This window comes from Streptomyces sp. 3211.6, from assembly GCF_003634815.1.
Classification (GTDB): Bacteria; Actinomycetota; Actinomycetes; order Streptomycetales; family Streptomycetaceae; genus Streptomyces; species Streptomyces katrae_A.
Genome location: NZ_RBXC01000001.1, coordinates 5,400,413 through 5,426,536, shown reverse-complemented (window position 1 = coordinate 5,426,536; position 26,124 = coordinate 5,400,413). Strand labels below are relative to the sequence as shown.

The 26,124-nt window shown below is 73.2% G+C and carries 23 protein-coding genes; 15 read left to right on the top strand and 8 right to left on the bottom strand.

Annotated elements, in window-relative coordinates; genetic code table 11:
* The first annotated feature begins 152 nt into the window (after positions 1-152).
* From BX286_RS25240 to BX286_RS25220, 5 genes are all read left to right on the top strand, one after another.
* Positions 153-791, top strand: a complete 639-nt coding sequence (locus tag BX286_RS25240; RefSeq protein ID WP_079431962.1) for an AIM24 family protein — start codon at positions 153-155, stop codon at positions 789-791.
* Entirely contained in the window at positions 791-1,441 is a 651-nt protein-coding gene (locus BX286_RS25235; RefSeq protein ID WP_079429815.1) for an AIM24 family protein, read from the top strand. Before BX286_RS25240 ends, BX286_RS25235 begins: the two co-directional genes overlap by 1 nt.
* An 11-nt stretch (positions 1,442-1,452) precedes the next feature.
* A complete protein-coding gene (locus BX286_RS25230) occupies positions 1,453-2,256 on the top strand; it encodes an AIM24 family protein (protein ID WP_079429814.1) in 804 nt (267 codons plus the stop codon).
* Between the two features lie 85 nt (positions 2,257-2,341).
* Positions 2,342-2,818, top strand: coding sequence for a MarR family winged helix-turn-helix transcriptional regulator (locus BX286_RS25225; protein WP_079429813.1), 477 nt, complete (start codon positions 2,342-2,344; stop codon positions 2,816-2,818).
* Positions 2,819-2,934: 116 nt separating this feature from the next.
* Positions 2,935-3,537 (top strand): PepSY domain-containing protein, encoded by a 603-nt coding sequence (locus tag BX286_RS25220; protein ID WP_121016382.1) that lies wholly within the window; start codon positions 2,935-2,937, stop codon positions 3,535-3,537.
* Positions 3,538-3,637: 100 nt separating this feature from the next.
* On the opposite strand, the gene meaB is transcribed toward BX286_RS25220, so the two are convergent.
* Positions 3,638-4,600 (bottom strand): methylmalonyl Co-A mutase-associated GTPase MeaB, encoded by a 963-nt coding sequence (gene meaB / locus BX286_RS25215; protein ID WP_079429811.1) that lies wholly within the window; start codon positions 4,598-4,600, stop codon positions 3,638-3,640.
* A gap of 11 nt (positions 4,601-4,611) precedes the next feature.
* Positions 4,612-5,814 (bottom strand): acetyl-CoA C-acetyltransferase, encoded by a 1,203-nt coding sequence (locus BX286_RS25210; RefSeq protein WP_079429810.1) that lies wholly within the window; start codon positions 5,812-5,814, stop codon positions 4,612-4,614.
* 146 nt (positions 5,815-5,960) lie between these two features.
* Here BX286_RS25210 and mce point away from each other — a divergent pair, with 146 nt between their 5' ends.
* The 7 genes from mce to BX286_RS25175 all read left to right on the top strand — a co-directional run bounded on the left by mce (position 5,961) and on the right by BX286_RS25175 (position 16,399).
* Entirely contained in the window at positions 5,961-6,389 is a 429-nt protein-coding gene (gene mce, locus BX286_RS25205; RefSeq protein WP_079429809.1) for a methylmalonyl-CoA epimerase, read from the top strand.
* Positions 6,390-6,568: 179 nt separating this feature from the next.
* Positions 6,569-11,257: a polarized growth protein Scy gene (gene scy / locus BX286_RS25200; protein ID WP_079429808.1), complete on the top strand. Its 4,689-nt coding sequence runs from the start codon at positions 6,569-6,571 to the stop codon at positions 11,255-11,257.
* A 194-nt stretch (positions 11,258-11,451) separates the two neighbouring features.
* The gene (locus BX286_RS25195) at positions 11,452-12,390 is read left to right on the top strand and encodes a cellulose-binding protein (protein WP_079429807.1); all 939 of its coding nucleotides are present in this window, start codon (positions 11,452-11,454) and stop codon (positions 12,388-12,390) included.
* A gap of 138 nt (positions 12,391-12,528) precedes the next feature.
* Positions 12,529-13,455, top strand: coding sequence for an ABC transporter ATP-binding protein (locus BX286_RS25190; RefSeq protein WP_079429806.1), 927 nt, complete (start codon positions 12,529-12,531; stop codon positions 13,453-13,455).
* A 2-nt stretch (positions 13,456-13,457) separates the two neighbouring features.
* Positions 13,458-14,237, top strand: a complete 780-nt coding sequence (locus tag BX286_RS25185; RefSeq protein ID WP_079431961.1) for an ABC transporter permease subunit — start codon at positions 13,458-13,460, stop codon at positions 14,235-14,237.
* 171 nt (positions 14,238-14,408) lie between these two features.
* Entirely contained in the window at positions 14,409-15,530 is a 1,122-nt protein-coding gene (locus tag BX286_RS25180; protein WP_100862854.1) for an ABC transporter ATP-binding protein, read from the top strand.
* A complete protein-coding gene (locus BX286_RS25175) occupies positions 15,527-16,399 on the top strand; it encodes an ABC transporter permease (protein WP_079429804.1) in 873 nt (290 codons plus the stop codon). Before BX286_RS25180 ends, BX286_RS25175 begins: the two co-directional genes overlap by 4 nt.
* Positions 16,400-16,418: 19 nt before the next feature.
* On the opposite strand, the gene BX286_RS25170 is transcribed toward BX286_RS25175, so the two are convergent.
* Positions 16,419-16,745, bottom strand: a complete 327-nt coding sequence (locus BX286_RS25170) for an ATP/GTP-binding protein (protein WP_079429803.1) — start codon at positions 16,743-16,745, stop codon at positions 16,419-16,421.
* Positions 16,746-16,995: 250 nt separating this feature from the next.
* Between BX286_RS25170 and BX286_RS25165 the strand changes: the two genes are divergently transcribed.
* Entirely contained in the window at positions 16,996-18,027 is a 1,032-nt protein-coding gene (locus BX286_RS25165; protein WP_121016380.1) for an LLM class flavin-dependent oxidoreductase, read from the top strand.
* A gap of 126 nt (positions 18,028-18,153) precedes the next feature.
* On the opposite strand, the gene BX286_RS25160 is transcribed toward BX286_RS25165, so the two are convergent.
* Positions 18,154-18,546 (bottom strand): SCO5389 family protein, encoded by a 393-nt coding sequence (locus BX286_RS25160; RefSeq protein WP_030235830.1) that lies wholly within the window; start codon positions 18,544-18,546, stop codon positions 18,154-18,156.
* A gap of 220 nt (positions 18,547-18,766) precedes the next feature.
* Between BX286_RS25160 and nucS the strand changes: the two genes are divergently transcribed.
* The gene (nucS, locus tag BX286_RS25155; protein ID WP_079429801.1) at positions 18,767-19,438 is read left to right on the top strand and encodes an endonuclease NucS; all 672 of its coding nucleotides are present in this window, start codon (positions 18,767-18,769) and stop codon (positions 19,436-19,438) included.
* A 114-nt stretch (positions 19,439-19,552) separates the two neighbouring features.
* Here the strand turns inward: nucS and BX286_RS25150 are convergent, their stop codons facing one another.
* The 4 genes from BX286_RS25150 to BX286_RS25135 all read right to left on the bottom strand — a co-directional run bounded on the left by BX286_RS25150 (position 19,553) and on the right by BX286_RS25135 (position 25,276).
* Entirely contained in the window at positions 19,553-22,963 is a 3,411-nt protein-coding gene (locus tag BX286_RS25150; protein ID WP_148710294.1) for an ATP-binding protein, read from the bottom strand.
* A 219-nt stretch (positions 22,964-23,182) separates the two neighbouring features.
* Positions 23,183-23,824, bottom strand: a complete 642-nt coding sequence (locus BX286_RS25145) for a LysE family translocator (RefSeq protein ID WP_079429799.1) — start codon at positions 23,822-23,824, stop codon at positions 23,183-23,185.
* Between the two features lie 96 nt (positions 23,825-23,920).
* Positions 23,921-24,244: an STAS domain-containing protein gene (locus tag BX286_RS25140; RefSeq protein ID WP_045948899.1), complete on the bottom strand. Its 324-nt coding sequence runs from the start codon at positions 24,242-24,244 to the stop codon at positions 23,921-23,923.
* A gap of 183 nt (positions 24,245-24,427) precedes the next feature.
* Positions 24,428-25,276, bottom strand: coding sequence for a 3-hydroxyacyl-CoA dehydrogenase family protein (locus tag BX286_RS25135; protein ID WP_079429798.1), 849 nt, complete (start codon positions 25,274-25,276; stop codon positions 24,428-24,430).
* Positions 25,277-25,458: 182 nt separating this feature from the next.
* Between BX286_RS25135 and BX286_RS25130 the strand changes: the two genes are divergently transcribed.
* Positions 25,459-26,031, top strand: coding sequence for a cob(I)yrinic acid a,c-diamide adenosyltransferase (locus BX286_RS25130; protein ID WP_079429797.1), 573 nt, complete (start codon positions 25,459-25,461; stop codon positions 26,029-26,031).
* Positions 26,032-26,124: the final 93 nt, after the last annotated feature.

Here is a 26,124-nt window from a genome sequence, read left to right as displayed (position 1 = left end):
TTCGGGGCCGGGGACCGGGGGGCCGTTCCAGTGTCTCAGCCGCTCCCGGGGATCTTCGGGCGGGGGGCCGGAAGCCCCAACCCCGGCGAATGTGGCGCATATCGGCCTCCGGACCCTGTTCGGTGCCGCCCGGTGCCGATACCGTCATCCCCGTGGCTCAGTTCCGACTCCAAGGCAGCAAGGTGCTGGCCGTCGAGCTGACCGGGGACGCCGTGAAAGCGAAGAACGGCTCCATGGTCGCGTACGACGGGCAGATGGCCTTCAAGAAGATGACGGGCGGCGGCGAAGGCCTCCGCGGAATGGTGACGCGCCGGCTCACCGGCGAGCAGATGACCGTGATGGAGGTACAGGGGCACGGCACCTGCTATTTCGCGGACCGTGCGAGTGAGATCAACCTGGTGAACCTGCACGGGGAGAAGCTGTACGTCGAGTCCAGCAACCTGCTGTGCACCGACTCCTCCCTGCGCACCGGCACGACGTTCACCGGCCTGCGCGGCGCGAGCACCGGCAACGGGCTCTTCACGACGACCGTGGAGGGCTCCGGCCAGGCGGCGATCATGTCCGACGGCCCGGCGGTGGTGCTGCGCGTCAGCGCCCAGTACCCCCTCTCGGTGGACCCGGGCGCGTACATCGCCCACACCGGCAACCTCCAGCAGTCCTTCCAGTCGGGGATCACCTTCCGCACCCTGATCGGCGAGGGCTCCGGCGAGGCGTTCCAGATCCGGTTCGAGGGCGAGGGCCTGGTGTACGTGCAGCCCAGCGAGCGCAACACGATCGGGGGTGACATCTGATGCCGTTCCGCGAGATCAACTCGAAGATGGTCGAGGCCCAGGTGGTCCCCGGGCAGAAGATGTACAGCCAGCGCGGGGCGATGCTCGCCTACCGCGGCGAGGTGTCCTTCACCCCGAGCATCACCGGCGGCCAGGGCGGCGTCATGGGCATGATCGGGCGCCGGGTGGCGAACGAGCAGACCCCGCTGATGGAGGTGGAGGGCAGCGGCACGGTGATGTTCGGCCACGGCGGCCACCACATCCAGGTGATCAACCTCCAGGGCGACACCCTCTACGTGGAGGCGGACCGGCTGCTCGCCTTCGACGGCACCCTCCAGCAGGGCACGATGTTCATGGGCTCGCAGGGCGGGGTCATGGGCATGGTGCGCGGCCAGGTGACGGGGCAGGGCCTGTTCACCACCACCCTCAAGGGCCACGGCGCGGTCGCCGTGATGGCCCACGGCGGGGTCATCGAGCTCCCCATCACCCCGAACCGGCCGGTCCACGTCGACCCGCAGGCGTACGTGGCCCACCACGGGGACGTCAGGAACAAGCTCTCCACCGCGCTCGGCTGGCGGGACATGGTGGGGCGCGGCTCGGGCGAGGCGTTCCAGCTGGAACTGTCCGGCCAGGGCGCGGTCTACGTACAGGCCTCGGAGGAGAAGCTGTGAACTTTGGCCCCGTGAGCGGCGGGCCGGGCGGTCCGACGGTCTTCGACCCGTACACGCTGCCCTCCGACGACAACGTGAACAAGTACACCTTCTGCGTGGAGCTCAAGGGGAACCAGTGGTTCCTGCAGAAGGGCAAGATGATCTCGTACTACGGGCGCATCGAGTTCAACGGCATCGGCCACGGCCGCTTCGACCGGCTGCTGCGCACCAGCTTCCACTCGCCGCTGCACGCGAGCGACTGGGTGGTGGCGGAGGGCCAGGGCAAGATGCTGCTGGCCGACCGCGCCTTCGACGTGAACTCCTACGACCTGGACGACGGCAACCTGACCATCCGGTCAGGCAACCTGCTGGCGTACCAGCCCTCCCTCGCGCTGAAGCAGTCGATCGTGCCGGGTTTCCTCACGCTGATCGGAACCGGGAAGTTCGTCGCGGCGTCCAACGGTCCGGTGGTCTTCATGGAGCCGCCGCTGCGCGTGGACCCGCAGGCGCTGGTGGGCTGGGCGGACTGCCCCTCCCCGTGCCACCACTACGACCACGGCTACATGTCCGGCGTGATCGGCGGGCTGCGCGCGCTGACGGGTCTCGGCGGCGCCTCGGGCGAGGAGCACCAGTTCGAGTTCGTCGGGGCGGGCACGGTGCTGCTGCAGTCGAGCGAGATGCTGATGGCGGAGCAGTCGGTCGGCGCGGTGGGCGCCGGCGCGGCCACGGGGAACGCGCAGGGCGTTCCGGGGGCCGGCCAGGGTCCGCTGGGGCAGCTGGGGGTGCCGCGGATGCCGGGGCAGCTCGGCGACCTGCAGCGGCGGCTGGGCCTGTGAGGCGCCTCACGCTTCGCGGGCCGAGAAGATCTTCCTATTTTTGTACGTAATTCAACTTCTTAGGTAGAGTTCATTCATGGAGACGATGGAGACCGAGACGGCCACCCGCTGGCTCACCGAAGCCGAACAGTGCGCCTGGCGCACCCACCTGGACGTCAGCAGACTGCTGATGCACCAGCTGGAAAAGGATCTCCAGCCCTTCGGACTCACCAACAACGACTACGAGATCCTGGTGAACCTCTCGGAGTCGGAGGGCCACCGGATGCGCATGAGCGACCTGGCCACCGCCACCCTGCAGTCCAAGAGCCGGCTGTCCCACCAGATCACCCGCATGGAGACCGCCGGCCTGGTGCGGCGGGTCAACTGCGAGTCCGACCGGCGGGGGCTGTACGCCGTGCTCACCGACGAGGGCATGGAGACCATGCGCAAGGTCGCCCCGCACCACGTGGCGTCCGTCCGGGAGCACTTCATCGACCTGCTCCCCCCGGAGGCCCTGCAGGCCCTGCGCACCTCGCTGGCCCCCGTCGCGGAACACCTGCGCGGCACCCGCGGCAAGATCTGAACCCGGCGCTCAAGGCGCCGTACCCGGCGGTCGGCCGGAGAATGGGCGGTACAGCTCATCGCCGGCCGAACGCCGGGCAACCGCATGCGCTCCGGCCGGCCCTAGGAGGTCCAGCCATGAAGCGCACCCTGTATGTCTCTGCGGCCGTGTCCGTGGCCCTGGTGGCGGGAGGCCCGGTGGCGGCCGCGGCAGCGGTATCCGCCGACGCGGCGAGAACCGTTCCCGCCGCCACCGCCGCCCGTGCCGACGTCGACGCCCAGGGGGCCGCTGCGGCGGCCCTGAAGCACTACCCGGGCTACGTCGAGTCCCTCGACCAGGACGGTTCGGTCTGGCACGTGAACGTGATCGGCAAGGACGGCAAGGGCCATGCCGAGCTGGAGGTGAACGCCGCGAGCGGAGCCGTCACCCAGCGCAACCAGGACCACGACGAGGACAGCGGCGAGTACAAGGCGCTGATCGCCGCCAAGGTCACCGCCGACCAGGCCATGAAGGCGGCACTCGCCGCGCACCCGGGCCAGGTCCGTTCGCTCGACTGGGACGACGACGATGACAACGGCCGCGCCCCGTACTGGCACGTCGAGATCAAGGCCACCGACGGCACCACCGCGAACGTCGACGTGAACGCCACGACGGCCCAGGTCACCCCGTCCCACTCGGACTCGAACGACAACGACGAAAACGGCAACGGCAACGACAACGACGGAAGCGACGGTTCCTGAGCGCCGCCGGCGGTCGGGGCGCGGGGTCCGGGGCACCGCCCCGGAACACGGATGAAGGGCGGGGCGGGGAGAGAGAACCCCCCGCCCCGCCCCCGAGGGCTCAGCCCTCGGTCAGGCTCTCCAGCAGCGCGTCGGCCGCCGCGTACGGGTCCAGCTCACCGGCGGCGACCTTCCCCGCCAGCGCCCCCAGATGCGCGTCCCCGTGCAGGTCGGCCAGCCGGCTCCGCAGGGCGGTGATCGCGATGGTCTCCACCTCGCGCGCCGCCCGCGCGGTCCGGCGCTCGGCCAGCACCCCGCGCTCGTCCATCCACGCCCGGTGCTTCTCCAGCTGTTCGACCAGCTCGTCGATGCCCTGGGCCCGGGCCGCGACGGTCTTGACGATCGGCGGGCGCCAGTCGCCGGGCCCCCTGGCCTCGCCCAGGCCCAGCATGTGGTTCAGCTCCCGGGCGGTCGCGTCCGCGCCGTCCCGGTCGGCCTTGTTGACCACGTACACGTCGCCGATCTCCAGGATGCCCGCCTTCGCGGCCTGGATCCCGTCGCCCATCCCGGGCGCGAGCAGCACCACCGAGGTGTCGGCCTGCGAGGCGATCTCCACCTCCGACTGCCCGACACCGACCGTCTCGACCAGGATCACGTCGCAGCCGGCCGCGTCCAGGACGCGGATCGCCTGCGGCGCCGCCCACGCGAGCCCGCCCAGGTGCCCCCGGGTGGCCATGGAACGGATGTAGACCCCCGGGTCGGAGGCGTGGTCCGACATCCGCACCCGGTCACCGAGCAGGGCCCCGCCCGAGAAGGGCGAGGACGGGTCCACCGCGAGCACGCCGACCCGCTTGCCGGCCTTGCGGTAGGCCGTGACCAGGGCCGAGGTCGAGGTCGACTTGCCGACCCCCGGGGAGCCGGTCAGCCCGACCACGTACGCGCCGCCCGTGAGCGGGGCCAGGGCGGCCATGACCTCGCGCAGGTGCGGGGACGCCCCCTCGACCAGCGAGATCAGCCGGGCAACCGCCCGCGGCCGGCCCTCGCGGGCCTGCGCCACCAGCGCGGGGACGTCCACCGTCACCATCAGCGCAGCACCTACGCCTTCGGGACGCGGATCACGAGGGCGTCGCCCTGGCCGCCGCCGCCGCACAGCGCGGCCGCGCCGACCCCGCCGCCGCGCCGCTTGAGCTCCAGCGCCAGGTGGAGCACCACGCGGGCGCCGGACATGCCGATCGGGTGGCCCAGGGCAATGGCGCCGCCGTTGACGTTCACCTTTTCCGGGGTCACGCCGAGGTCCTTCATTGACTGCACGGCGACCGCCGCGAAGGCCTCGTTGATCTCGATGAGGTCCAGGTCGGAGACCTCCAGGCCCTCCTTCTTCAGCGCGTGCACGATCGCGTTCGAGGGCTGCGACTGGAGGGAGTTGTCCGGGCCGGCCACATTGCCGTGGGCGCCGATCTCGGCGATCCAGTCCAGGCCCAGCTCCTCGGCCTTGGCCTTGCTCATCACGACCACGGCGGCGGCGCCGTCGGAGATCTGCGAGGAGGTGCCGGCGGTGATGGTGCCGTCCTTGGCGAACGCCGGGCGCAGCTTGCCCAGGGACTCCACCGTGGTCTCCGGGCGGACGCCCTCGTCGACGGAGAAGATCACCGGGTCGCCCTTGCGCTGCGGGATCTCGACCGGGGTGATCTCGGCCTCGAAGACGCCGTTCTTCTGCGCGGCGGCGGCGCGCTGGTGCGAGGCGGCGGCGAACTCGTCCTGCGGAGCGCGCTCGATGCCCAGGCGGGTGTTGTGCTTCTCCGTGGACTCGCCCATCGCGATGTTCTCGAAGGCGTCGGTGAGGCCGTCGTGGGCCATCGCGTCCAGCATCTCGATCGCGCCGTACTTGTAGCCCTCGCGGGACTTCGGCAGCAGGTGCGGGGCGTTGGTCATCGACTCCTGGCCGCCGGCGACCACGATGTCGAACTCGCCCGCGCGGATGAGCTGGTCGGCGAGGGCGATGGCGTCGAGGCCCGAGAGGCACACCTTGTTGATGGTGAGCGCGGGCACGTTCATCGGGATGCCGGCCTTGACGGCCGCCTGGCGGGCGGGGATCTGGCCCGCGCCGGCCTGGAGCACCTGGCCCATGATCACGTACTGGACCTGGTCGCCGGAGATCCCGGCCCGCTCCAGCGCGGACTTGATGGCGAAGCCGCCGAGGTCGGCGCCCGAGAAGGACTTCAGCGAACCGAGCAGCCGTCCCATGGGGGTGCGGGCCCCGGCGACGATCACTGAGGTGGTGTTGTTCGTTCCGGACATGAGGGCGAATCCCCTTTCAGCGGGGAAGCTGAGGAGTGAACGAGGGTTTACCTGAATGTACTGAGCAGTACCCGCGCAGTCACCGGGCAGTCGGTGTGATCGCTGGCACGTTGCGTGACCGGCCTCCTCGGCGGTGCACTGGACCCATGCTGACAAGAATCGACCACATCGGGATCGCCTGCTTCGACCTGGACAAGACCGTCGAGTTCTACCGTGCCACGTACGGCTTCGAGGTGTTCCACACCGAGGTCAACGAGGAGCAGGGAGTCCGCGAGGCCATGTTGAAGATCAACGAGACCTCCGACGGAGGTGCCTCGTACCTCCAGCTCCTGGAACCCATTCGCGAGGACTCCGCGGTGGGCAAGTGGCTCGCCAAGAACGGCGAGGGCGTCCACCACATCGCCTTCGGCACGGCGGACGTCGACGGCGACGCCGAGGCCATCCGCGGCAAGGGCGTCCGCGTCCTCTACGACCAGCCCCGCATCGGCTCGATGGGCTCCCGGATCACCTTCCTGCACCCCAAGGACTGCCACGGAGTCCTCACCGAACTGGTCACCAGCAACCCGGAGCACTGATGCCCCCATTCCCCGGCCGGTAGAGTGGCCATGGCTCGGCCGGGGTGCGGTCGGAGACGGGGCGGGGCCCGATACCCCTGCCCCGGTTTCTGACACCATTTCCCCGGGGGCGTCGTTCAGCGGGCGAGCGATGCTCAATTGAGGTGAGCTTGCGACCAGGGGACGGACGGGACCGCGCTGTGCTCGGCTACGAAAGCCAGGAGAGCCATCAGGCTGAAGCCGACCATCTCACGCGCCTCGAAGCCGAGATGGAGCGGCTGAGGAAGGAGCGCGGGAAGGCCGTCCAGCACGCCGAGGACCTGGGCTACCAGGTCGAGGTGCTGCGGGCCAAGCTCCACGAGGTGCGCCGTGCCCTCGCGTCCCGGCCCGCCTACGACGGCGCGGACATGGGATACCAGGCGGAGCAGCTGCTGCGCAATGCCCAGATCCAGGCCGACCAGATGCGCTCCGACGCCGAACGCGAACTGCGTGACGCCCGGGCGCAGACCCAGCGGATCCTCCAGGAGCACGCCGAGCACCAGGCGCGCCTCCAGGCCGAGCTGCACGCCGAGGCCGTCAACCGCCGCCAGCGCCTGGACCAGGAGCTCAACGAGCGCCGCCAGACGGTCGAGGCGCACGTCAACGAGAACGTCGCCTGGGCCGAGCAGCTGCGTGCCCGTACCGAGTCCCAGGCCCGCCGGCTCATGGAGGAGTCCCGCGCCGAGGCCGAGCAGGCGCTGAACGCCGCCCGCGCCGAGGCCGCCCGGACCGCCGAGGAGGCCCGCCGCAGGCTCGCCGCCGACGCCGAGGCGGCCCGTGCCGAGGCCGAGTCCACGCTGCTGCGCGCCCGCAAGGAGGCCGAGCGGCTGCTGGCCGCCGCCTCCGTGCAGGCCCAGGAGGCCACCGAGCACGCCGAGCGGCTGCGCTCCACCACCACCGCCGAGGCCGAGCAGACCCGGCAGCAGACCCTGGACCTCGGCCGGGTGGCCGAGGCGCGGGTCCAGGAGGCCGACGGGGCGCTGCGCGCGGCCCGGGCCGAGGCGGAGTCCCTGCTCGCCGAGGCCAAGGAGAGCGCCGCCCGGCAGCTCGCCTCGGCCGAGTCCGTCAACGAGCAGCGCACCCGCACCGCGAAGGAGCAGGTGGCCCGGCTGGTCGGCGAGGCCACCAAGGAGGCCGAGGCCCTCAAGGCCGAGGCCGAGCACGCGCTGGCCGACGCCCGCGCGGAGGCGGAGCGGCTGCGTACCGAGGCCGGCGAGCAGGCCCGTACGGCGGCCGCCGAGGACATGGCGGCGCAGCTGGCGAAGGCGGCCCGTACCGCCGAGGACGTGCTGAACAAGGCCTCCGAGGACGCCCGGGCGACCACCCGCGCCGCCTCCGAGGAGGCCGAGCGGATCCGCCGCGAGGCGGAGGCCGAGGCGGAGCGGCTGCGCGCCCAGGCGGCCGACGCGGCCGCGGAGCTCAAGGGCGCGGCGAAGGACGACACCGAGGAGTACCGGGCCCGTACGGTCGAACTCCAGGAGGAGGCGCGGCGGCTGCGCGGGGAGGCCGAGCAGCTGCGCGCGGAGGCCGTCGCCGAGGGCGAGCGGATCCGCGGGGAGGCCCGCCGCGAGGCGGTCGGGCAGATCGAGGAGGCGGCCAAGACCGCCGAGGAGCTGCTGGGCAAGGCCAAGGCGGACGCCGACGAGCTGCGTTCCGGCGCGAGCGCGGAGAGCGAGCGGGTCCGCGCCGAGGCCGTGGAGCGGGCCACCACCCTGCGCCGGCAGGCCGAGGAGACCCTGGAGCGCACCCGCGCCGAGGCCGAGCGGCTGCGCGCCGAGGCCGAGGAGCAGGCCGCGGCGGTCACCGCCGAGGCGGACGCGGCGGTGCGGGCGCGGCGCGAGGAGACCGAGCAGGCCCTGGCGGCCAAGCGGGCGGAGGCCGACGCGGAGCTGGCGCGGCTGCAGTCGGACGCCGAGGCGCGCCTGGCGTCGGCCGAGCAGACGCTGCGCGAGTCCCGGCTGGCGGCGGAGAACATCCGCAAGGAGACCACCGAGGAGAACGACCGGCTGCGCGCCGAGGCGGCGGAGCGGGTCCGCACCCTCCAGGGCCATGCGGAGGCGGAGGCCGAGCAGCTGCGCGCCGAGGCCGCGCAGGACGCCGGCCGGGTCCGGGCGGAGGCCGAGCTGGTCTCCGTACGGCTGCGCGCCGAGGCGGAGGCCGAGGCCGAGCGGGTGCGCACGGAGGCGCAGGAGACCGCGGACCGGCTGCGCGCGGAGGCGAAGGCCGCGGCCGAGCGGGTCGCCGAGGAGGCCGCGGAGGCGCTGGCCGCCGCCCAGGAGGAGGCCGCCCGGCGGCGCCGGGAGGCCGAGGAGACCCTGTCGGCGGCCCGGACGGACGCGGGCAACGAGCGGGCCCAGGCCCGCGAGGAGAGCGAGGAGCTGCTGGCGCAGGCCCGCAAGCGCTCGGAGGAGGCGCAGGCCGAGGCGGCCCGCCTGACCGAGGAGGCGGAGCGCCGCGCGTCGGAGCTGGTCGCGGCGGCCGAGGCCACCGCCCAGCAGGTACGGGACTCCGTGGCCGGGCTGCACGAGCAGGCCGAGGAGGAGATCGCCGGGCTGCGCAGCGCCGCCGAGCACGCGGCGGAGCGCACCCGCGGCGAGGCGCAGGAGGAGGCGGACCGGGTCCGCGCCGACGCGCACGCCGAGCGGGACCGGGCCGCCGAGGACGCGGCCCGGGTGCGCGCCGAGGCCAAGGTCGAGACGGACGCGGCGAAGGCCCTGGCCGAGCGCACGGTGGGCGACGCCATCGCGGAGGCGGAGCAGCTGCGCGCCGACACCGCCGAGTACGCGCAGCGGGTCCGCACCGAGGCCACCGACGCCCTGGCGGCAGCCGAGCAGAACGCTGCGCGCACCCGGGCCGACGCCCGTGACGACGCCAACCGGATCCGGAACGAGGCGGCAGAATCCCTGGAGGCCTCCCGCGCCGAGGGTGCCCGCATCACGGCCGAGGCGACGGCGGAGGCGGAGCGGGTCACCGAGGAGACCCGCGCGGCCAACGAGCTGACGGTCGCCGAGGCCACCGCGGAGGCCCAGCGCCTCACGGCGGAGGCCGAGCAGGCGGCCGAGGCCACCCGTGCCGAGGCGGCGTCCGTCCTGGACGAGGCCCGCGCCGAGGGCAACCGCCTGCGCACCGAGGCCGCCGAGCAGGCGGACCGGCTCATCGCCGAGGCCACCGCGGAGGCGGAGCGGCTGACGGAGGAGACCCGCGCGGCCAACGAGCTGACGGTGGGCGAGGCGTCGGCGGAGGCCGAGCGCCTTACTGCGCAGGCCCAGGAGGCGGCGGAGGCCGCCCGCGCCGAGGCGGCGGCCACGCTGGACGAGGCCCGCGCCGAGGCGAACCGGCTGCGCAGCGACGCCGCGGAGCAGGCCGACCGCCTGGTCACCGAGGCGGCGGCCGAGGCGGAGAAGCTGACGGCGCAGGCCGCGGCGACGCTGGCCGCGGCCGAGCGGGACTCGGCGCGGATCCTGGTCGAGTCCCGTGCGGAGGGCGACCGTCTGGTCGAGGAGACCCGTGCGGCCAACGAGCTGACGGTCGGCGAGGCCGCGGCGGAGGCGGAGCGGCTGCGCGCCGAGGCCGCGCAGACCCTGGACGAGGCCCGCGCGGAGGGCGGCCGGATCATCGGCGAGGCCACCGCGGAGGCGGAGCGCGTCACGGCCGCGGCGAACGAGACCCTGGCGAGCGCCGAACGCGAGGCGGAGCAGACCCTCGACGAGGCGCGCGCGGAGGGCAACCGGCTGCGCACGGACGCCGCCGAGCAGGCGGACCGGCTCATCACCGAGGCCGTGTCGGAGGCGGAGAAGCTCACCGAGCAGACCCGCAAGGACAACGAGCGCACGGTCGGCGAGGCGGCGGGCGAGGCCGAGCGGCTGCGCGCGGAGGCGGCCGAGGCGCTGGCTTCGGCGCAGGAGCACGCGACGCGCACCCGTTCCGAGGCGGAGCGGGTCAAGGCGGAGGCCGCGACCGAGGCGGACCGCATGCGTACGGAGGCCCGGGAGGAGTCCGAGCGGGCGCTGGACGAGGCGCGCGAGGAGGCCAACAAGCGCCGCCGCGAGGCCGCGGAGCAGGTGGACCGGCTCATCACGGAGGCGGCGGCGGAGGCCGACCAGCTGACCTCCGAGGCCGGCCGGCAGGCCCTGGCCGCCACGACGGCGGCGGAGGAGCAGGCCGACGCGATGGTGGACGCGGCGCGCAAGGAGGCCGCGCGGATCACCTCGGAGGCGACCGTCGAGGGCAACACCCTGGTGGAGAAGGCCCGTACCGACGCGGACGAGCTGCTGGTCGGGGCGCGCAGCGACGCCGCCGCCATAAGGGAGCGGGCGGAGGAGCTGCGTGCGCGCGTCGAGTCCGAGGTCGAGGAGCTGCACGAGCGGGCCCGCCGGGAGTCGGCGGAGCAGATGAAGTCGGCGGGCGAGCGCGTGGACAAGCTGGTCCGCGCGGCGACCGAGCAGAGCGCGGAGGCGGAGGCGAAGGCCAAGGAGCTGGTGTCGGACGCGAGCAGCGAGGCGAGCAAGGTCCGCATCGCCGCGGTGCGCAAGGCGGAGACGCTGCTCAAGGAGGCCGAGACGAAGAAGGCCGAGCTGTCGCGGCAGGCCGAGAAGGTGCTCGCGGAGGCGCAGGCCGAGGCCGAGCGGCTCGTGGACGAGGGACGGCGCGAGCTGGAGGTCCTGGTGCGCAGGCGCGAGGACATTCAGGCGGAGATCTCCCGTGTCCAGGACGTTCTTGAGGCGTTGGAATCATTCGAGGCACCTTCGGGTGGCGGAAAGCCCGCTTTGGGCGGCCAGGGCGCGGGGGGCGTGAAGGCCGGCGCATCAGCGGGGTCCACTCGTTCGGGCGGTAAGGCGTCGGAGGGGTAGTCAGAACGCAGGATGTGTGCTTCTGAGGGAGGTTCAGTCGAAGGAGTGACAATCATTCCGTCGCCTTGCCACTCAAAAGGGGTGTCATTGTCCAGGGCAAACGCGGATTGACTCGATGACACGCCGTCCGGGCGCCTAGGATTCCCCTCAACACCTCACGTAGCACCTCATCGGTCTCATTCGACAGGAACCCCATGAGCGACACTTCCTCCCCCTTCGGCTTCGAGCTCGTGCGGCGTGGTTACGACCGCGGTCAGGTGGACGACCGCATTACCAAGCTGGTCTCCGACCGCGACAGCGCCCTCGGCCGTATCAACGCCCTGGAAAAGCGGATCGAGGAGCTGCACCTCGAAACGCAGAACGCGCAAGCCCAGGTGAGCGACGCGGAGCCGTCGTACGCCGGTCTCGGCGCCCGGGTCGAGAAGATCCTGCGGCTGGCCGAGGAGGAGGCGAAGGACCTGCGCGAGGAGGCCCGTCGCGCGGCCGAGCAGCACCGTGAGCTGGCCGAGTCCGCCGCGCAGCAGGTGCGCAACGACGCCGAGTCGTTCGCCGCGGACCGGAAGTCGAAGGCGGAGGACGAGGGCGTCCGCATCGTCGAGAAGGCCAAGGGGGACGCCGCCACCCTGCGCGCCGAGGCCCAGAAGGACGCCGCCTCCAAGCGCGAGGAGGCCGACGCCCTCTTCGAGGAGACCCGCGCCAAGGCCGCCCAGGCCGCCGCGGACTTCGAGACCAACCTGGCCAAGCGCCGTGAGCAGTCCGAGCGCGACCTGGCCTCGCGCCAGCAGAAGGCCGAGAAGCGCCTCGCGGAGATCGAGCACCGCGCCGAGCAGCTGCGCCTGGAGGCGGAGAAGCTGCGCACCGACGCCGAGCGCCGGGCCCGCCAGACGGTGGAGACCGCGCAGCGCCAGGCCGAGGACATCGTGGCCGACGCCAACGCCAAGGCGGACCGTATCCGCAGCGAGTCCGAGCGCGAGCTGGCGGCGCTCACCAACCGCCGCGACTCCATCAACGCCCAGCTGACGAACGTCCGCGAGATGCTGGCGACGCTGACCGGTGCGGCCGTGGCCGCCGCCGGCTCCCCGATCGACGACGAGCCGGTCACCCGCGGCGTGCCGGCCCAGCAGAGCCGCTAGCAACTCCCGTACGCCCGCGTGCGGATACACCCCCGTACGCACGCGGACCTACCTGCCGGTAGCCGAAGTCGGGCATCCAGGGCCGTACATCACCATTTCGAGGTGGCGTACGGCCCTTCGGCGTTCTAGCGTGGCGGCATGATCGAGCTAGAGGGCCTTACGAAACGATTCGGCGCGAAGACCGCCGTCGACCACCTCAGCTTCCAGGTCAGACCGGGGGCGGTGACGGGCTTCCTCGGCCCGAACGGGGCGGGGAAGTCGACGACCATGCGCATGATGCTGGACCTCGACCATCCGACCAGCGGCACGGTCCGGATCGACGGGAAGCACTACCGGGACCTCAAGGAACCGCTGAAGCACATCGGAGCGCTGCTGGACGCCAAGGCGATGCACGGCGGGCGCAGCGCCTACAACAACCTGCTCTGCCTGGCCCAGTCCAACGGGATCGCGAAGAGCCGGGTGGGCGAGGTACTGGACCTGGTCGGACTGACGCCGGTGGCGCGGAAGAAGTCGAAAGGATTTTCGCTCGGAATGGGCCAGCGGCTGGGAATCGCCGCCGCGCTGCTGGGCGATCCGGAGATCCTCATGTTCGACGAACCCGTCAATGGTCTGGACCCGGAGGGAATTCTGTGGATCCGAAATCTTATGAAGGGGCTGGCGTCGGAGGGAAGGACGATCTTCGTCTCCTCCCATCTGATGAGTGAAATGGCGCTGACCGCAGACCATTTGGTGGTCATCGGACAGGGAAAGCTCCTCGCCGACATGTCGATGGCGGATTTCATCCATCACAACTCCCGCAGTTACGTACGCCTGCGCTCCCCGCAGCAGGAACGCCTCAAGGACGTCCTGCACGAGGCCGGCATCAACGCGATCAGCGTCCCCGCCACGGGCACCCTGGAAATCGACGGCGTCCCGAGCGAGCGCCTCGGCGAACTCGCCGCCCAGCACCAGATCGTGCTGCACGAACTCAGCCCCCAACGGGCTTCACTGGAGGAAGCGTTCATGCGCATGACGGCGGATTCCGTCGAGTACCAGGCCCACGCCCTGCGAGAGGGCGGTGCGTGACCGTGGCCGCCTTCCCCGCCGTCCTCCGCTCCGAGTGGACCAAGATCCGCACCGTCGCCTCCACCACCTGGACCCTGGCCTGCGCCCTGGTCGTCACGGTCGGCCTCGGCGCACTGCTGTGCACCTTCACGGCGTCCCGCTTCAAGGACATGACCGCCGCCGAGAAGCTCACCTTCGACCCGATCATGATCAGCTTCGCCGGAATGTCCCTCGGCCAGCTGGCCATGATCGTCTTCGGTGTCCTGGTCGTCGGCACCGAGTACGGCTCGGGCATGATCCGCACCTCGCTGGCCGCCGCGCCGCGCCGCGGGACCTTCCTGCTCGGCAAGCTCACGGCCGCCACGGCCCTCGCCCTGGCCGTGGGCCTCGCCACCAGCTTCTTGTCCTTCTTCCTGGGCCAGGCGATCCTCGGCGAGCACGGCACCGGCCTCGGCGCGGAGCACGCCCTGCGCGCGGTGATCGGCGCCGGCCTCTACATGGCCCTGATCACCCTGTTCTCGATGGGCGTGACCACCGTCCTGCGCAGCTCGATCCTGGCGCTGGGCATCCTGATGCCGTTCTTCTTCCTGATCTCCAACATCCTCAACGCCTTCGCCGCGACCCGGAAGGTGGCCCAGTACTTCCCGGACCAGGCCGGCTCCAAGATCATGGAGACCGTCGCGGACACCACGAACCAGGTCCAGGCGCCCTACGGCCCCTGGGGCGGGCTCGGGATCATGGTCCTGTGGGTGGCCGCGGCGGTGCTGGGCGGCTACCTCGTCCTCAGGAAGCGGGACGCCTGACGGGCGGGGCGGTCCGTCTCAAGGCGGACGTCCCGCGTACTACGGGAAAACCCCGGGCCGGATCTCAGGGACAGCTCAGGGATCCGGTCCCGGCGGGAACCGCGCGGGGCTCGATATCCTCTTAGGGCATAGGCGGGCGAGAGCCGTCCGCGGCCGACAAGGGGCAGCACGATGATCGAGGCAGTCGGCCTGACGAAGCGATTCGGCACCAAGACCGCCGTCGACCAGCTGTCCTTCCAGGTCAAGCCGGGTCACGTGACCGGCTTCCTCGGGCCCAACGGCTCCGGCAAGTCGACCACCATGCGCATGATCCTCGGGCTGGACCGGCCCACCTCCGGTCGCGTCACGATCAACGGCCTCCCCTTCCGCGAGCTGCCGAACGCCCAGCGGCACGTCGGCGCCCTGCTCGACGCGAAAGCCGTGCACGGCGGCCGCCGGGCCCGGACCCACCTGCTGGCCATCGCCCAGCTCTCCGGGATCCCGGAGAAGCGGGTGGACGAGGTCCTCGGCGTGGTCGGCCTCCAGGCCGCGGCCCGCCAGCGCACGAAGGGCTTCTCGCTCGGCATGGGCCAGCGGCTCGGCATCGCGGCCGCCCTCCTCGGCGACCCCCAGGTGCTGCTCTTCGACGAGCCGGTCAACGGCCTCGACCCCGAGGGCATCCTCTGGGTCCGCAACCTCATGCGCCAGCTCGCCGCCGAGGGCCGGACCGTCTTCGTCTCCTCGCACCTGATGAGCGAGATGGCCCTGACCGCCGACCACCTGATCGTGATCGGCCGGGGCCGGCTGCTGGCCGACATGAGCACGCAGCAGTTCATCACGCACAACTCGGCCGGATTCGCGCGGGTCCGCGCCGCCGACGGGGACCCCGCGGGCCGCGGGACCCTGGCGGCCGCCCTCACCGGGGCGGGCGGCCGGGTGCTCCAGGAGCCCGACGGGGCGCTGCGGGTCACCGGGCTGGAGCTCCCGCGGATCAGCGACCTCGCGCACGGGGCCGGCGTACGGCTGTGGGAGCTGTCCCCGCACCGGGCCTCACTGGAGGAGGCCTACATGCGGATGACGCAGGCCTCCGTCGAGTACACCTCCAGCGAGGACCCGCGCGCCGAGCTGTGGGAGCCGGAGCCGCTGACCGTCCCCGAGTGGGAGGACGGGTCCGCGGCGGCCGTGGCTCCCGAGACAGCCGCGAGCTTCTTCGCTCCCCCGCCCCCCGGATCCGAGCGGCGGCCGTTCCTGATGCCGGACAGCGCCGCCGACCTGGCCCCCTCCCCCCAGCACACCCCCGAGGACCCCCGATGAGCACCTCCCCCGCCGGGAAGCCGACGGCGAGCGCGACCGCGCCCGACGGGTCCGGGCCGGGCGGCGCCTACAGCTCGCCGCTGCCCACCCCGCGCCCGCACCTGGGGCACGCACTGGCCTCGGAGTGGACCAAGCTGACCTCCGTGCGTTCCACGCTGTGGACGCTCGGCTCCCTCGTGGCCCTGGTCGTCGGCGTCGGCCTGCTGGCCGTCGTCCAGACCGCCGCCGGGGACTACGCGAACCTCTCCTACCCGGCTCCGGCCCTCTTCGGGCTGATGGTCGGGCAGATCGCCGTGATCGTGCTCGGCGTGCTGACGATCTCCTCCGAGTACGGCACGGGCCTGATCCGCACCACCCTCACCGCCGCCCCCGACCGGCTGCGGGTGCTCACCGCCAAGTACCTGGTGTTCGGCACCGTCGCCTTCACCACCATCACCTGCTCGGTGGGGTTCGTGGGCCTGTGGGCGGCGGTCCTCCACAGCGGGCCCGCCGCCGGCCCGCACGGCCTGGGCGAGTGGGCGGGGGCGCTGGCCGGCTGTTTCTACGTGACCTTGCTGGGCCTGCTCTCGCTGGCCGTCGGGGCGCTCGTGCGGCACTCGGCGGGCGCCATCGCGGTGATGCTCGGCGTGGTCACCATGCCGCCCGTGCTCGGCTCGATACTGACGGCCTGGCCGGCGACCACCGGGCTGGGCCTGGTGGTGCTCCGCTACAACGCACCCGTCGGGCTGTTCCAGCTCTTCGGGGTCCAGGACAGCGGGATGGGCGGCGCGAGCATGCCCGGCAACCTGGCCCAGATCACGCTGATCGTCCTGGTGACGGCCGGCGCGATCGCGGCCTCGTACGCCGTCGTCGGCCGCCGGGACGTCTGAGCGCCGGAGGCTTCGCGGGTCAGTACCGCGGCGCGTTGCGGGACCGCTGCACCTTGGAGGTGCGGCGGTCCTTCGCGTTCCAGCAGGCCTTGTGCCAGTGCCGGCGGTCGTCCACGCCGCCGTACTCGGGCCAGGCCACCACGTGCGGGGTGCCCGAGGGGATCTCCTGGTCGCAGCCCGGGCAGCGGTAACGCTTGCCCGCCGCGCTGGCGCCCGCGACGTGCCGGACCTTCCACTCCTCGCCCAGGTACTCCTCGGTGCGCTCCAGTCCGTACCGGTCGTAGCCGGACCCAGGCCGTTCGTCCGGGGTCTCGCCGCCCCTGGGGCGGTTGTGGCGCGGTGACACGTATACCTCACGAAGGGGCGGCGGGCGGTGACTTTCTCCCAGACTACGCGCAGCGAGGCGGGGTACCCGCAGGGTGTCCGGTGAAGGCTCTCCTGCGAACGGAACTGGCCCGACTATCTCAATAACTTTCCTGTCAGGCCGTGCCTTTGGCACGTGTCAGACGTTGTTGCCAGCAGAGGTTGATGCATCAACGAGCAACGAGCCGGTCCACCTGGGGGAGGCCGCGCCAGCCGCGAGGAGGCCAAGGGCGATGCGCGTAGGAGTGTTTGTACTGGCGGCCCAGTTCCCGGGCCAGGGGCAGGGGGAGGCGCTGCACCGGGCGGTGCGGACCGCCGAGGCGGCCGAGGAGGCCGGGCTCGACTCCGCCTGGCTCGCCGAGCACCACTTCGTCCCGTACGGGGTCTGCCCGTCGGCGGTCACGCTGGCGGCGCTGCTGCTGGGGCGGACCCGGCGGCTGCGGGTGGGGACGGCGGTGAGCGTGCTGCCGAACACGCATCCGGTGGCCCTCGGGGAGCAGGCGGCCCTGCTCCACGTCACCTCCGGCGGCCGGTTCACCCTCGGGGTGGGCAGGGGCGGGCCCTGGGTGGACCTGGAGGTGTTCGGGGGCGGGCTGGACGCGTACGAGAACGGGTTCCCGGAGGACCTCGACCTGCTGCGGCGCTGGCTGGCCGAGCCCCGGGTGGGGGCGGCCGGCGAGCGGCACGGCTTCCGCGAGGTGGCCGTCGTACCGCGCCCGGAGCAGGCCCTGGACGGGGACGGGACGGGGCCGGAACTGATCGTCGCCTGCACCTCCCCCGCGTCGGTGCGCACGGCCGCGCGGCGCGGGCTGCCGATGCTGCTGGGCATGCACTGCGGGGACGAGGAGAAGGCGGGGATGGTCGCGCTGTGGCGCGAGACCGCGCTGGCGGCGGGGCACGCGCCGGAGGCGGTACGGGAGGCCGGGCACGTGTCGGCCGGGGTGTGCCAGCTGGCGGACCGGACGGTGGACGCCCGCGAGACCCTGCTGAAGGCGATGCCGGGCTGGCTCCGCCAGGGCCTCGACGCGCATGTGACGGTGGACGGCCGGCACCGTGCGATGCGCGATCCGCACGCCTATACGCAGCTGCTGTGCGATCTCCACCCGGTCGGCACGCCGGAACTGGCGGCGGACCGGCTGGCGGCCACCTCGGAGCGCACGGGCATCACGCGTTTCGCGCTGCTGACGGAGGGCTCCGGCGACCTCGCCGCGACGGAGGAGAACGTCCGGCGTCTCGGCGCGGAGGTCCTGCCCCGGCTGACCTGACCCGCCGGCCCGGCCCGGGACGGCCTGGGCTGCCCGTCGTGGCCCCGGCCCCCTTAAGGCCTGGGCTGCCGCTCCGGTGTCAGTCGCACCTCCCGCGACACGGAGCGGCAGCGAGTACCGGTCCCGCTAGCAGTCGCGCAGTTCCGGCGACTGGTTGAGCAGCTGGCCGCGGATCGAGGTGAACTTGGCCAGCCGGTCGTCCACCGAGGGGTCCAGTGGGAACACCGCGACGCGGTGGCAGTTCTGGAAGGCCAGGCGCACCCCGAAGTGCCGCTGCAGCGCACCCCGTATCGCGTCACTCGCGAGCGCGCGCAGCAGCTGGCCGCGCGCCTGCTCGTCCGGCGGCGGCGTCTGGTTGTCGGCGAACTCTCCGCCCTCAACCTCCAGCTGGGCCGTCAACGAGCTGATCATCTCCCATGCGTAAGGCAGGGAGGTCCGGACGCAGTCGACGAAGGCGGCTTCGTCGACCTCGCCTCGCTCGGCCTGTTCGAGTAGGGCCGGTGAGACGTCGAGCGACATGGGTTCTCCTCTCGTGACCCCGGCGTTTTGGGTTGCCGGAGTCTTACGGGCAGGGAAGGAGGCCGCGACGCAGTGTGCACGCTCGGCAACCTCCCGCTCACCACGGTAGGCGCCCACCGGGTGGCGCACCAGGAGAATGCGCATACAACGCGCCATCGGCGAACGGGGCTTTCAGGGGCGAATCGCGTGAAGGCCCGTCGGTCGAGTAGCGTTGCCGACCATGCGTCTCGTCATTGCCCGCTGCTCCGTCGACTACGCGGGTCGGCTCACCGCCCATCTGCCCTCGGCACCCCGTCTGATCCTCGTGAAGGCCGACGGCAGTGTCTCGATCCACGCGGACGACCGGGCGTACAAACCGCTCAACTGGATGTCGCCTCCGTGCACCCTCAAGGAGGGGAGCGGGGACGACGGACACGTCTGGACCGTCGTCAACAAGGCGGGCGAGAAGCTCATCATCACCATGGAGGAAGTCCTCCACGACTCCTCCCACGAGCTGGGTACCGACCCGGGCCTGATCAAGGACGGGGTCGAGGCGCACCTCCAGGAGCTGCTCGCGGACCGCATCGAGACGCTGGGCGACGGCTACACGCTGATCCGGCGCGAGTACATGACGGCGATCGGTCCCGTGGACATCCTGTGCCGGGACGCGTCGGGCGCGACGGTGGCGGTGGAGATCAAGCGGCGCGGGGAGATCGACGGCGTCGAGCAGCTGACCCGCTACCTGGAGCTGCTGAACCGCGACCCGCACCTGGCGCCGGTGCGCGGGGTGTTCGCGGCGCAGGAGATCAAGCCGCAGGCGCGGGTTCTGGCCAATGACCGGGGCATGGACTGCGTGGTCCTGGACTACGACGCCCTGCGCGGCATCGAGGACGACAAGCTGCGGCTGTTCTGACGCACGCGGACGACAACGCCGGCGGGGCTGGATCCTTCCAGCCCCGCCGGCGTTTTGCGGCATCCCGGCCCGGGCGGCGTCCGAGGCCCTTCCAGCCCCCCGGCGCGGCGAGCGTCAGCCCGTGGTCGTGGCCGCCGGAGACCGCGGCACCGGCACGGACGGCGTCGAGGCCGTCGACGTGGTCGAACCCGACTGGGACTGGGAAGGGGTCGGGGCCGACGGAGAGCCGACGGGCGCGGACGGACTCGGCGCCGACGGGCTCGGCGACGGCCCGGGAGCGGGCGAGGACGCCGGCGGCCGAGACGAGGGGGCACCGCTCGGCGTGGGGGCGGCGGAGGTGCCCCCGCTGGAACCCGGCTGCGGGCCGGTGGACCGGCCGGGGGCGGCCGTCGGGGCCGGGTCGTTCGCCGGGTCGCCGCCGCCGGTGCCGGGCACCTGCGGGACGTGCGGGGACACCGGCGCCGACGGGCTCGACGACACCGAGGGTGCCTCGGGCTCCTGCGCGCCGTCCGAGGCCAGCGCGAGGCCGATGACCGTGCCGAGCGCCGCGACCGTGAGCACCCCGGCCGCCCCGAGCAGTGCGGTGCGGCGCCGCCGGGCCGGTCCGGCCGCCGGGTGCGGGCCGCCGGGGCGGGGCGGTGCGGGCCGGGCGGGGGCGGGCGGCGGGAAGGCGTTGCCGAAGAGCGCCGCGAGGTTCTTCGGGGTCTCCGGGGGCGGCAGCTGGGCCCGCCGGATCACCGGGTTGACCTGGGTGACGGCCTCGGAACCGGGCGCGGGAGCGCCGCCCGCCTGCCCGGGCCGGGCGGTGGGGGCCGTCGCGGGCTCGGTGGGCCGGGCGGTGGGCGCGGCCGCCGGTGACTTCGCCAGGGAGGTCGTGGGGGCGGTCGCGGGCGTGGTCGCTGCCCCCTTCGCCCCGGGGGCGGACGGGAGGGGCGCAGGTACGCCGGCCCCGACCCCGGGCGCGCGCGTCCCGCCGACGGGCGGGAACGGCGTGCGCGCGTTCGGCCCGGCGCCAGGCGGGGGCGTCGCCGGGGAATGCGCCGCGGGGGCAGACCCCAGGGCCCCGGGAGCCTTCGCCCCGCCGACCGGCGGGAACGGCGTGCGTGCGTTCGGGCCGGCGCCGGGCGCGGGCGCCGCGGGGGCAGACCCCAGGGCCCCGGGAGCCTTCGCCCCGCCGACCGGGGGGAACGGCGTGCGTGCGTTCGGGCCGGCCGCAGGCGGGGGCGTCGTGCCCGGGGCCGGCGGGGCCGGTGGGGCTTCCAGGCGCAGGGGCGGGGAGGCGGCCGGCCCGATCGCCTCGCGGTCGGTGACCAGGGCCAGCGCGCGCCGCCCGGCGACGGTCCCGCGCTTGTCCGCGAGCGCGCCGCGCAGCCCGATCGAGGCCTCCAGCTCGGCCCGGGCCCGGTCCAGGCGGCCCTCGCACAGGGCCAGGACGCCCAGTTCGTGGTGGAAGTACGCCTGTTCGGCGACCTCCCCCGCCTTTCGCGCGGCCTCCGCCCCCGCCCGCAGCACCCGCTCCCAGGCGTCCCAGTGCAGCGAGGCCTCGAAGGCCGGGGCTGCCGTCCGGGCCAGCAGCACGGCGGCCACCACATCGGCCCCGGCCAGCGCCGCGAGCACCGCGTCGGCCTCGGCGGCGACCCGCTCCGGGGTGACCGAGGAGTGCCCGGTCCACCAGGCGTAGTGCCGGGCGGCGGTACGCGCCTCCTCGGCGCCGGCACCCCCGTACCCGGCCTCCTCCAGCTGCCGCGCGACCCCCTCGGCGAGGCGGTAGCGCGGTCCGACCGGGGTGATCAGCCCGCAGCCGAGCAGTTCGGCCACGGCCGTGTCCGCGTGGGTGTCGCCCACCAGCGCGGGCAGGTGCGCGGGGTGCGGGAGTTCTCCGCCCAGCGCGCAGGCTATCCGCAGCGCGGCGCGGGCCGACTCGCTCACCCGGGAGGCCAGCAGTTCGGCGGGGGCCGCGGCCTGGGCCAGGGTGGGCAGCGGCACGGGGGCGGGGTCGCGCGGGCGCTCCTCGAAGACGCCGGGCTCCTCGTCCTCGTCCCCGTCCCCGGCGGTGGCGGTCCCGTTCAGCTCGTCGCGCTGCCGGAGCAGCGCGGCCGCCTGGACGAAGCTCAGCGGCAGCCCCTCCGAGGCGAACCGCAGGTCCCCGGCCCAGGCCGTCTCCGCCTCGGTCAGGGGGCGTCCGGTCAGCGCCTCCAGCAACTGCGTGCAGCCGGCGCGGCCGAGGCCGCCGAGGAAGACCTCGTCCAGGTGGGACTCGTCCGAGGGCGACTTGGCATCGGGGGTGGCGGCGAGGAGGTAGGCGCACTCGGGGGTGGCCCTCAGCAGTTCGTCCAGTGCGGGACCGCCCAGCTCCAGGTCGTCGAGGAGGACGATGGCGCCGATCTCCCGGACCCGGGCCAGCAGGGCCGTACGGTCGGGGCGCCCGCCGGCGGTGTCGTAAACGGCGGCGTAGAGGGCGTGCAGCAGCTCGGCCGGCTGCTGCTGGCCGTAGCCGCTGAGCCGGACCACGCCGTCGGGCGCGAGGTCGGCGCAGGCCCGGGCCACGGCGTCGAGCAGGGAGGTGCGGCCGGAGCCCGCGGGCCCGGTCAGCCGGACCGAGCGGCCGCGCTGCAGCAGCCGTACGATCCGCTGCTGCTCCTCGGCCCGCTCCAGCAGGGGCCGGTCGGGAACGGGCGGCCCGGGCAGCGCGGGAGGCCGTGCGGCGCTGTCGCGGGCGGCGCGGGAGGCGGCGTCGCGCTTGGCGGGACGGCGGTCGGGGTCCGGGCCGGTGCCGGGGCGGTGGGGTTCGATCTCACTGCCGTCGACGGGGTTGACGGTGAGGGTGAACTCCCCGGCGGTCAGCGAGACGACCCGCGCGGGCACGACGGGCAGGGGCGGCACCCCACCGCCGGGCGCCGCAGGACCGGCGGCGGGCGTCACCGCGCCCGGGGTACGGGCCGCGGACACACCGCCGGCAGGCGTACCGGTGAGCGGCCCCTCGGCGGGCTCACGGCCCGCGGACACTCCCCCGCCCGACGCACCACCGGACGAGCCGCCGGACGTGCCCACCAGGGGCGGACGGGCAACGGGCGTGACACCGGTCTTCGCGACCGCGGGCGTTCCGGCTTCGGGCGTTCCGGCAGCGGGCGTCCGCGCGCCGGCCGTGGCGGCAGCCGGACCGACCCCAGGCGTGCCCGCCCCAGGCGTGGCCCCAGCCGGACCGACCCCAGGCGTTTCCACCTCGGGCGTGACACCGGTCTTCGCGACCGCGGGTGTTCCGCCCGCGCGCGTACCCGCCCCAGCCGTACCGGCCCCGGCCTCGCCCGCCGCCGGGGTGCCGGTGGGCGGCTCCTCGTCGACGGGCGTACGGGCCGCAGCGGGGTCGGACTCCGTGCCGGGGTGCGGTGTGCCGACTCCGGGGCCGCCGATCCCCGCTCCGCCGCCCGCCCGGCCCGCGGGCCGGTGCGCCGGGGCCGGCTTCCCGGGCGCGGCCGCGGCCCCGGGCTGCCGGTCCTCGCCGGGCTGCCCCTCTGTACGGTCCATGACCACGTCCCCCCGCCTCGCGTCGCGCGCTCCGTCGCCGTCTTTCCTACCGCCCGGCCTCGCTCGCGCCGCTTGTCGCCACTGGTCCGGTTTCCGCCCGACCCTAAACGCTGCCGGGTCGCGCCGGTACCACAGGGGTGCCTCCACCACCGGACCGTTACGATTCCCGCGCGTCCGTGCGGAAGCGGGAACTCCGCAGCTGCCGCACGGTGTCCGGCGTCAGTCCTTGCGGCCGGTCGCGGCGACGGCGACCCCCAGGCCGATCATGGTGAGCCCGCCCACACCGCCGATGAGGGAAAGCCGCCGCGGGGACCCGGCGAACCAGCCGCGGGTGGTGGCGGCGACGAGCCCCCACACGCTGTCGGACACGATCGCGATGAGGTTGAACACCAGGCCGAGCAGCAGCATCTGGAGGACGACGTGACCGCGCTCGCGGTCCACGAACTGGGGCAGTACGGCAGCGAAGAAGACGATGGTCTTGGGGTTGGCCACGCCGACCACGAACCCCTCCCCCAGGGTCCGCAGCGAACCGTGGGCGACGGGCGCCGCTTCGGCGAGGGCCGCCTGCAGGGAGCCGCGCCGGCGCACGGCCTTGACGCCCAGGTACACCAGGTACGCGGCGCCGGCCAGCTTCAGCGCGGTGAAGACGAGGACCGACCGCTCCACGACCGACCCGACCCCGAGGGCCACGGCGACGACGAGCACGTACGCCCCCAGCGTGTTCCCGGCCACCGTGGTCAGCGCGGCCCGGCGCCCCTGCGCGAGGGCCCGGCCGATCACGAAGAGCACGCTCGGGCCGGGGATCACGATCAGCAGGAACGACATGGCCGCGAAGGCCGGCAGTCTGTCGGGGGACACCATGCGCCCATGTAAACCGAGTCCGGACCGCCCCCGCAGCCCCTTTTCCCACGGGCACCGTCCGCCCGCCGGCCCCCGCCCGCCCCGCAGCCCCCCGGCTCAGACCCGGGGCAGGGACTCCGCTTCCAGCCCGCCCTCGATCGCGAGGATGCGGTGCAGCCGGGTGGCGACGAGCAGCCGCTGCATCCGGTCGGGCACCCCGCGCAGGACCAGCCGCCGGCCGGTGCGGCCCGCCCGCCGGTGGGCTCCCATGATCACGCCGAGCCCGGTCGCGTCCCAGGAGTCGAGTCCGGTCAGGTCGAGCACGAGGTCGCCGTGGCCGTCGTCGAGGGCGGTGTGGAGGGCCGTACGGGCGTCCGCCGCGCTGCGCACGTCGAGGCGGCCCCCGACGGTGAGTTCGGCATGGTCGCCCCTGATGTGCATGTGTGCTCCCCGGCTGTACTGCGTGCGTGTGGTCCGACGGTCCGTGGCGGCTCGTGATCGGCGTCGGCTCGTGGTCGGCAACTCTCACCGCAACTGACTGCCCTGCGGGCGGTGAAGTTGCCGACCGTGAGCGAACCGATACCTAATTCACCCCGTAGGGTGCGGGGATTCGAACTGCCGTGCTCAGTGCTTGTAGAAGCCCTGGCCGCTCTTGCGGCCGATGTCGCCCGCGTCGACCATGCGGCGCATGAGCTCCGGCGGCGCGAACTTCTCGTCCTGCGACTCGGTGTAGATGTTGCTGGTGGCGTGCAGCAGGATGTCCACGCCGGTGAGGTCGGCCGTGGCCAGCGGGCCCATGGCGTGCCCGAAGCCCAGCTTGCAGGCGATGTCGATGTCCTCGGCGGAGGCCACGCCCGATTCGTAGAGCTTCGCGGCCTCGACGACGAGGGCGGAGATCAGGCGGGTGGTGACGAAGCCGGCGACGTCACGGTTGACGACGATGCAGGTCTTGCCGACGGACTCGGCGAACGCGCGGGTGGTGGCGAGGGTTTCGTCGCTCGTCTTGTAGCCGCGGACCAGCTCGCAGAGCTGCATCATCGGGACGGGCGAGAAGAAGTGCGCGCCGACGACCCGCTCCGGGCGCTTGGTGACCGCAGCGATCTTGGTGATCGGGATGGCGGAGGTGTTGGAGGCGAGGACGGTGTCCTCGCGGACCAGCTCGTCCAGGGTGCGGAAGATCTCGTGCTTGACCTCGATCTTCTCGAAGACGGCCTCGACGACGATGTCCACGTCGGCGACCGCGTCGAAGTCGGTGGTCGTGGTGATCCGGGCGAGGGCGGCCTCGGCGGCCTCGGCCGTCATCTTGCCCTTGGAGACGAACTTGTCGTACGAGGCCTTGATCCCGTCGGTGCCCCGGGTCAGCGCGGCGTCGGTGACGTCCCGCAGGACGACGTCCCAACCCGCCTGAGCGGAGACCTGAGCGATCCCGGAACCCATCAGTCCCGCGCCGATGACGGCGAGCTTCCCAGCCACTGCACACCCCTCGTTGTTCTCATTACGACCCGGCCTCGTAGCCTCTCCGGCGGAGACTAGCGTCCGTGAGGGGCGCCGTGACCGCGAAGTAACACGCGTCACGTCTCGGATGACGGACATCACACCGGCACGGCCCAGCAGTGCGCGGGCCGCCCGCAGTTGGGCCGCACTACGCTGGCGTCATGGTGAACCTCACGCGCATCTACACCCGCACCGGCGACCAGGGCACGACCGCCCTGGGCGACATGAGCCGTACGCGGAAGACGGACCTGCGGATCTCCGCGTACGCCGACGTCAACGAGGCCAACGCAGCGATCGGGACGGCCATCGCGCTGGGCTCGCTGCCGGAGGAGGTCGTCAAGGTCCTGGTCCGCGTGCAGAACGACCTCTTCGATGTCGGCGCCGACCTGTGCACCCCGGTGGTGGAGGACCCGCAGTACCCGCCGCTGCGGGTGGAGCAGTTCTACGTCGACCGGCTGGAGGCGGACTGCGACGTCTTCAACGAGCGGCTGGAGAAGCTGCGCAGCTTCATCCTCCCCGGCGGCACCCCCGGCGCCGCGCTCCTGCACCAGGCCTGCACGGTGGTCCGGCGGGCGGAGCGCTCGACGTGGGCGGCGCTGGAGGTGCACGGCGAGGTGATGAACCCGCTGACGGCCACCTATCTCAACCGCCTCTCCGACCTGCTGTTCATCCTGGCCCGCACGGCCAACAAGGAGGTCGGGGACGTGCTGTGGGTGCCGGGCGGCGAGCGCTAGCTGTATTGCCCTGGGAGGTTGTGGACGGGTGACGCAGGTCTCGGCTGAGGGATCTTGAACGGGTGAGGGCCTTCCGGGTTCGGTGTGGATTGC